Annotated in this window: 4 protein-coding genes and 1 tRNA gene; 4 read left to right on the forward strand and 1 reads right to left on the reverse strand. The window is 53.5% G+C overall.

Features of this window, described 5'->3' with window-relative positions; all coding sequences use genetic code 11:
- The first annotated feature begins 94 nt into the window (after nucleotides 1-94).
- The 4 genes from AC13E3_RS08260 (at nucleotide 95) to AC13E3_RS08275 (ending at nucleotide 3,872) form a co-directional block, all read left to right on the forward strand.
- Nucleotides 95-2,260, forward strand: a complete 2,166-nt coding sequence (locus AC13E3_RS08260) for an AsmA family protein (RefSeq protein ID WP_482901899.1) — start codon at nucleotides 95-97, stop codon at nucleotides 2,258-2,260.
- Nucleotides 2,260-3,327 (forward strand): A/G-specific adenine glycosylase, encoded by a 1,068-nt coding sequence (gene mutY, locus AC13E3_RS08265; protein ID WP_008169303.1) that lies wholly within the window; start codon nucleotides 2,260-2,262, stop codon nucleotides 3,325-3,327. The genes AC13E3_RS08260 and mutY overlap by 1 nt, the downstream gene beginning before the upstream one ends.
- A 75-nt stretch (nucleotides 3,328-3,402) precedes the next feature.
- Entirely contained in the window at nucleotides 3,403-3,675 is a 273-nt protein-coding gene (locus tag AC13E3_RS08270) for an oxidative damage protection protein (RefSeq protein WP_008169302.1), read from the forward strand.
- Nucleotides 3,676-3,796: 121 nt separating this feature from the next.
- Nucleotides 3,797-3,872, forward strand: a tRNA-Phe gene (locus AC13E3_RS08275).
- Nucleotides 3,873-4,098: 226 nt separating this feature from the next.
- On the opposite strand, the gene AC13E3_RS08280 is transcribed toward AC13E3_RS08275, so the two are convergent.
- Nucleotides 4,099-7,920 (reverse strand): nSTAND3 domain-containing NTPase, encoded by a 3,822-nt coding sequence (locus AC13E3_RS08280; RefSeq protein WP_482901900.1) that lies wholly within the window; start codon nucleotides 7,918-7,920, stop codon nucleotides 4,099-4,101.
- Nucleotides 7,921-8,179 lie beyond the last annotated feature (259 nt).

Here is an 8,179-nt window from a genome sequence, read left to right on the forward strand (position 1 = left end):
TAATTTGTTAACCCTGCGTTATCCTTTGGGTCATTAGCGTCGGTATTCACAGCGAATACTGCAAGCTCCTAAAAATAGGAAGGAAGCCTGAATCATGAAAGCCGTCCGTTATGTGCTGATTGCCATCGTTGCACTGATCGTTCTTGCCGTGGCTGCCGTTGCCATCGCCATGGCCGTGATCAACCCCAACGATTACAAACCGCAGATTGAACAGGCCGTTGAGGATGCCACGAACCTGGATCTGGTCCTTGAAGGCGACATCGGCTGGTCTTTTATTCCACTTGGCCTTGAGCTGAATTCCGTAGAGGCCACCCTGGAAGGTGACCGCTTTGTTGCCCTTGAGCAACTGGTGGCCCAGATTGATTTCTGGTCACTGATTGCCATGTCCCCGAGGGTGAATACCTTCGTACTGGACGGGCTGGACGCCCGACTCGAAGTGGACGAACAGGGCAACGGCAACTGGACCCGCATTATGCCCGAGAAGGCGGCGGGAGCGGCAACCGAGGAAACGGCCGGAACCCAGGATGAACAGGCACAAGAGAGCGAGGGCGCCGGCGGCGAGCCTCTGAACTTCAACGTTGAAAACGTTCAGATCAGCAACGCCCAGGTGCACTACACCGACAAGAGCACCGGCCAGTCGGTCACGCTGGAGAACTTCACCGTCAACGCCAGCAACATTACTCTGGGCTCCGAGTTCCCGCTGGAAATCGGGTTCCGGGTAGCCACCACCCAGCCCACGTTTGAAGTGGATGGCAATATCAGCGCCCGCCTCGCCGCCAACGAGGCTCTCAACGAGTTCGCCGTATCCGGTCTGAATGCCGTGTTTGACATGACCGGAGAGCCGTTCGGTGGCAAAGAGGTCACGGCTGAACTGGCGGGCTCTGCCAGGGCGAACCTGGAAAACGAGACCGCTAACCTGAGCGGCTTTACCGCCAGCCTGGCCAACCTGAACTTGTCGACCGATCTTGACGTTACCGGATTCGGCGACAAGCCAACCCTGAGCGGCGAGATCTCCATCGCCGAGTTCTCGCTGAAGGATCTTCTGAACAACCTCGGCCAGCCCCCGGTGGAAACCAGCGATCCGGACGTACTTGAAGCCATCGCCTTCTCCACCGGTATTGGCGGTCCGGCCGGCAAGGTGGAGCTCACCGACCTGACCATCAAACTGGATGACACCACCTTCACTGGTTCCGGCAGTTACAACCTTGCCGACACAGGCGTTGTCTTCCAGCTCCAGGGCGACCAGTTGAATGCCGACCGATACCTGCCACCAAAAGCGGAAGGAGAGGCGGAGGAAGCACCCGCATCCCAGGAAACCGCTGCAGCCGGACCCGAAGGCGACCTTCTGCCCCTGGAGACCATTCGCAGCCTGCTGCTGGATATTGATCTGGGACTCGGCCAGCTGATCGTCAGCAACCTGACTATCAACGAAATCAAAGCCAGCACCACCGCGAAAAACGGCCTGCTCAAGGTTGATGAGTTCAGCGGCAAACTGTACGAGGGCAGCTTTGGTGCCAACGTGACCATCGACGCCCGCAGCGACAATCCGAAATGGACCGTTGGCTCAGACGTAACCAATGTACAGACCCTGCCTTTGCTCACCGATCTGGCAGAAGTGGATATGCTCGCCGGCGGGGCAAATCTCAAAGTGAACGCCAACACCTCTGGCAACCGGATCTCGGCACTGCGCAGCAATGCTGACGGACAGATCAGCTTCAACCTCGCAGAGGGCGAGTTCCGCCGAATGAACCTCACACGCATGGCCTGCCAGGGCATCGCTCTGGTCAACCAGGATGAGCTGACGACCACCGATTGGGGCACTACCACGCCGTTCAACGACATGCGCGGCACCCTGGAAATCAACGGCAACAGCCTCAACAACACAGATCTCGTGGCGGCGCTGGCCGGCATGCGCCTCGAGGGCAATGGCACGGTGGATCTGACCCAGAGCGAACTGGATTATGAGGTTGGGCTAAGAGTCGTTGGTGAAATCCACCGGGACAACGCCTGCCGCGTTACCGAATATGTAGAAAACGCGGTTATTCCCGTGGAGTGCCGTGGCAACTTCGCCGAGGATCCGGCAGGACTTTGCTCCTTTGACGGCTCCCGCTTCCGGGACACCCTGAAGACCATCGCCGAAAATGCCGCCAAGGCGAAAGCCCGTGAGGAAGTGGACAAGGCAAAAGCCAAGGCGGAAGAGAAGGTTAAAGAAAAGGTGCAGGAACAGATCGGCGACAAACTCAAAGGACTGTTCAACTGATGCCGGACAGCTTCGCCAACAAACTGCTCCAATGGTACGACTGCCACGGCCGGCATGACCTGCCGTGGCATCACAACCGGAATGCCTACCGTGTGTGGGTTTCCGAAATCATGCTGCAGCAGACACAGGTAACCACGGTTATCCCCTACTTCGAAGCGTTCATGGAACGCTTCCCGGACGTTCATGCCCTGGCCGAAGCGCCGGTGGATGATGTGCTCAGCCACTGGTCCGGCCTTGGTTACTACGCCAGGGCCCGCAACCTGCAGAAAGCCGCCCAGACGGTGGTGCGCGAGTTCGATGGTGAGTTCCCGCAAACCCAGGAGGAGCTTGAATCCCTGACCGGCATTGGCCGCTCCACAGCCGCCGCCATATTGGCCCAGGCCTTCGGCATTCGCGCCGCCATACTGGATGGCAATGTGAAACGGGTGCTGGCACGCTACCATGCCATCCCCGGCTGGCCCGGCCAGACAGCCGTGCTTAACCAGCTGTGGCAACGGGCCGAAGAGCACACTCCGGAACAGCGGGTGCGCGACTACACCCAGGGCATTATGGATCTCGGCGCCATGGTGTGTACCCGCAGCCGCCCGGCCTGCGAGAGCTGCCCGCTGCAAGAGGGCTGCAGAGCCTACGCCCAGGGTGAAACCTCACTCTACCCCGGCTCCAAACCGAAAAAGGCCAAGCCGGAGAAATCCACCTGGATGGTGATTCTTGAGGATGGCGAGGGGCGCATTCTGCTTGAGCGTCGCCCGCCCAGTGGCATCTGGGGCGGCCTCTGGAGCCTGCCGGAACTAGACCCGGCCTACGGAGCCGATGAGCTTCAGGAAGCCTGCGAACAGAGCCTGGGGCTGGATTGCGCAGAACCAGAGCTTATCAACGGCTTTCGACATACCTTTTCCCATTACCACCTGCACATACAGCCCGCCCGACTAAACGTCACCGGCGGCGCCAACACCGTTGCAGACAAGGATCATCTGAAATGGCTACACCGCCATGAAGCCCTGAACCTCGGCCTGCCTGCTCCAATCCGGTCGCTGCTTACCGAACCGGAGCAAGCAGCTCTGCTTTGATCCAGTGCGCTGGCCCCCTCAGCCGCAACGATCTGTTATCATCACCGCCAGCAACATTTGCCAACAGGAGCCATCATGAGCCGTACTGTTTTCTGCCGCAAATACCAGAAAGAACTGGAAGGCCTGGACTTCCCGCCCATGCCCGGCGCCAAGGGCCAGGACATTTTCGAGAACATCTCGAAGCAGGCCTGGGAAGAATGGCAGGCCCAGCAGACCATGCTGATCAACGAAAAACACCTGAGCCTGATGGACCCCAACACCCGCAAGTACCTGCAGGCGCAGATGGAACATTTTTTCAACAACGAACCGTTCGACAAGGCCGAGGGCTACGTTCCACCGGAACAATAACCCCGGATTGATCAAAGCCTGAGCATGCCTGAAAAGATTCAGAAATTTTTCCGGCCTAGCCTTGACTCAAAACATCGAAACCGGTTTAATAGCGCCCCGTTGCACAGCAGTAGCGCAACATGCCCGGATAGCTCAGTTGGTAGAGCAGGGGATTGAAAATCCCCGTGTCGGTGGTTCGATTCCGCCTCCGGGCACCATAAGATTCAATGACTTAGCCCGCTTTTAAGCGGGCTTTGTTGTTTTTGGGGAATACTGCGGGACACTCATGGGGCATTTAGGCAAAAACTTTCTCGCAGAAGCGATTCCAGCCCATGCCAGAAACAATTCACCAGCTCACAGAGAACCTTTGAACCGGAAAGCTACATTCGACGCTTTTTGGAAACAGTTGCCTTTAGGGCAACAGCGCTCCATTTCTCAAAAAGATCAATCGACCCTTGCTACCCACCCCTTCAATTGAAACTCCGCTGGCGAGCCAGTAAATCGATCATGCACCTCTTGATGGACAGCTAAAGCTTTTTTGCGCATTTCTTCGAGCTCAGAGAGATACTCAGGTTTAGCACCCAGACCTTCATAGATTCGCGCCACTTCGCCTAAGCTACCAAACAGCCTGGGAGGGCTCTCTCTAATTCTGAACATTTCCTGCTCCATGAGTTTATCCATTACGAGCTTCAAATCCTCCCGACCTTTTTCTCCGACTTCGTCCTCTATCATTCCTTTAACATCAAGGAGTCTTCTGGCGCGAATGACCGCATTAATGTCCATCGGCAAAAGGCCAAGAAGTTTTTCGCTGTATCGCCCCTTTCCGAGCCAGAGAATTATGTCACGAGGCTCTTCGAGGATACCTTCAAGCAGCTCATTTATTCTCAAGAAAAAATCATCCAACCGCTGTAGCGTCTCAGCCCTCTCAAATACCTTCTGCCAAGCCTGCCCCCGCCAATCCCCAACTCGTGAAATCTTAAAATCTAACAGTTTCTCGAACGCACTCTCCAAGCTTGCGTCGGGAAGTTCTTCGACGACTTTCGCCAGCTCATTCTCTTTGTCAAGGTTTGCGACTTCATAGAATGCAGCCGGATGCAAGGGATGCTCTGGCTCTCTAGCCAACTCTCGAATTAGCCTCTCCCAATGAGGATTACCCGAATGGTGAGTTCCATACCACCAGAGCGGTTGAGGCCATCCCAAATACACATGAACGCAAGCACTCAGCAATTCTTCGCCTAATATTTTCTCTATCTCATCAAGCGGAAAATCAAGTAAGTTACCCGGATAATCAAACTCTTCGAGTATTTCGGCAGGTATAACTCGCCTGGTCAGTACCGACGCCAACAACCAATTTCTATCCTCACCAGCGTTTCTTAGCTTTTCTTTCAGAAGCTCCCGCTCTGGATTTTCAAGGTCGTCCCAGCTCATCACTAGCCATTTAATAAAAACAACTTTCGCTCCAGTGTCTCGGACCTTTAGGAGCTTCCCAAGAATTGGCAGCCGAAACTCAATACCCCCGCTTTTCATAAGTGGTTCGATAATACTCAGCTCAAACTCATCCAACGTATAGCTATCAATGCGCTGCAGTAGCCGATCAGCCCATGCTTCGATTACAGGAAGGAGCTGTTCAGCTGAGACTTCCTGACTAGCATCATCAATAACGGAATTTAATCGCCCATCATGAAAGGAAACACTAATCGGGAGATGAGCTATTACGATTGGCATTAGTTTGCTGAAAATTTCCCAGGGCGGGTTCTCACCGTAGCTTTCCGAACGATTGAAAAGCACCAGACGGCTAAACAGAATAGTTGCAGAGCTCAGAGAGTTGCTTTGTTTAGCCAAAATGCCCAGAACCCTTTTTCTTCTCGAAAGAGATATTTCGCCCCAACATCGGACAAGACCGTACAGAAGAGCTTTGGCCATGCCTGGAGCAGAGTCATTGCTAAGCAGTTCTAAGATATCGTCGTCTTTTTCTCTCGGAAGCATTGTCCAAAGCTCAGCGGCCTCTGCACGAACTAGCGCCTCATCAGCACGCATAAAACGTTGCATCGCAGAGCTCGTCAAAGCCCCAGGATCCCTCCTAAGGCTCTGCAAGAGACGACGGGATAGTGCAAGATCGAGAGCCAAATCGTCTCCCCTTTCAATGGCGTCAAGGTAGGGCTGCACTTCCTCTATTGACGAGACTTCACCCAGCCAATCATAGGTACCAGAGATGAATCCAACACCATGAGATGTATTGATGCGGCCTAGCTCCATCACCATGTTTTCAGACAAACCCGGCAACTTTTCTTTGAGCTCTTTTGGCAATGAGTTTGCGAACTCCACCAGAAACTCGAAGCAGCAATCTCTCGTTGCTGGGAACAAAGATCGCAGCCCCAGGTGAGCAATTCCAAAAACAGTGCTAGTGTCGGTATCTCGAAGAGCGTGTCGCGCCCAGCGCAGGTTTCTGGATGCAGCAAGCGATGTCACTGGAGAAGGACAAGCAATGGCACGCTTAAGCTGCCGTAAAACTCGCTTCAAGTCTGATGGGATATCCGGCGTGGTTAAAGTTTGTGCTCCAGCACGCAAATATGGATGGGTGAAATTGAAAAGAGAGCCTTGCTCAGCTATGACGCGACGCCGCTGAAGCACCTCAAGCCCATGTTCTTGGGCGCTATCAAAACATGGCTCGATTTCGTAAATTGGCGGCAATTCTGAAGACGTATCACCAAACAGCTCTACCACTTGGAGCTCTGGAGCGAGCCCGGGCAACTCTTCGTCGCCGTTTATAATGAAGGCCAGCTCAGCTGCAGCTGCAGCTTCTGACTCTGTAGTAGCCAATGAACAGGCCATTAATAGCTCCCGCACCCGTGGCACTCGCTCGGCAAGCGCTTGAGCAAAGCTTGATGCGTCACTTCTTGCCTGCAAAATAATTTCTTCGTCTAAAGGCTCCCGATGCAGCTCTGTCCATGTTTGAGCAAGATATGCGATGGCCCCAGGTTCTCGCAGCCCTTTCTCTTTCTCTAGCAACCCTACAACCCGATCAATTGAGGATTTAGAGATGTTCTGAGCTCTTGCAGCAGAGTTCCAGATGTCTTTAGCCACGTCGACTGTTAATGGTTCAATGCGCTGCCAACTTTTGCTTCCCACCCTAGCCCTTCTGACGTCAGGCACGGCCCTCACTTGCAACATTACCTGCTCAGATTGCGCAACAATTAGTCGCCGATTTGGGGGGATCAACTCGCAAAGTCCGCTCAAAGCAGCTAGCCGGGCACTCGCATCGATATGAGGCTCACGTGAACCTAACGGATCATCCAGCACATATAAACGTTCACCTCCGACGGGCTCCGTCAAAAAGCGTTGAGCTTCTTCGACAAACGCACCTCGGCGGATCTCGAACCCCCGCACCTGAAAACGGCCCGCTATGGCTCGCGCTGTCCAACTTTTTCCCGAACGAGGCGGCCCTGTAATCAACAGAACTGAGTCTTTTGACAGCAAGTTTTCGAAGCGATCTTCCAAGTTGCGCTCATGATAACCTTGTGGCCGAACTGCTGTAGGAGCACGCTCCCGAAGTTCCTTTAATATCGGGAAAAGGGCATCAGACTGGCCTCGCTTTGCCGCGGCCAGAATATCACTGAAGTGAGCAAGAACACCGCGTATAGATAGACTGTCAAAGCGCTCCGCGCGCAATATTGAGTGCAGATTGACTTCAATGGATTCGGCGGTTTTTTGATCTAGGATGCTGACCTTTTTAAGCGCCTTTTCGAAGTCATTAACCGAGCGTTTCGACAATCTCTCTATATCGCGCCACCTATTCAAGGAAAGCTTACTTGGGGACTCTGGAGGATGTGCTACCCTCCTGCCCAGTTCTTCTTTAAGCGATTTCGATAAATCTTCGGAAATGACTCGCGAGGAATCAAAAACATCACTCGGGTGATCAATCGTAATTGGCAATAGCTGGTCGGCACACCTTGCAGTCAATACAAAAAGTGCACATCGACTATTTTCATCCATGAGCCTTTGGAGGAGCGACCCTTCGTGCTTTCTTGAGGGATAATGAAGTAGATACTCCGCCAATGACCGTACATCAGCTATCCCTTTTGCCCCTTTAACCTGAACTTCAAGCAATAAATCTCTTGGGCTTGTCCATTTGATTGAGGCATCCTCGCCTCCGGCAGGCTCAGGGACCAACGACAGGATTTCAGTGGATCGGTAACTCAGCGCTAGATCAATACAGACCATATCCTGAAATGCGAACTTCTCAGGCCCGATAATCGCAATATCCAACTATTTATCTCCTAAAGTTTTCTTATCGTCCTTTTCTATTTTTGGACTCTAACGATCCCAGTACGACGGCTTTATTTCACGAGGCCTAACTGGAGATAGCACAAAATCCTTCCCCCAAAGAGTTATTGTCAAATCTGGTGTATGACCATCAGGCAGCGCTCCTGTCAGATTGATCCTCCACCGGTATTCCATCCTGAAACTGCACGTTGTCCACGACCAGCTTCAGTTGGTTGAACCCCTTGATCCGCTTCCAGCGTTT

It is taken from the genome of Marinobacter sp. L-80 (assembly GCF_056859395.1).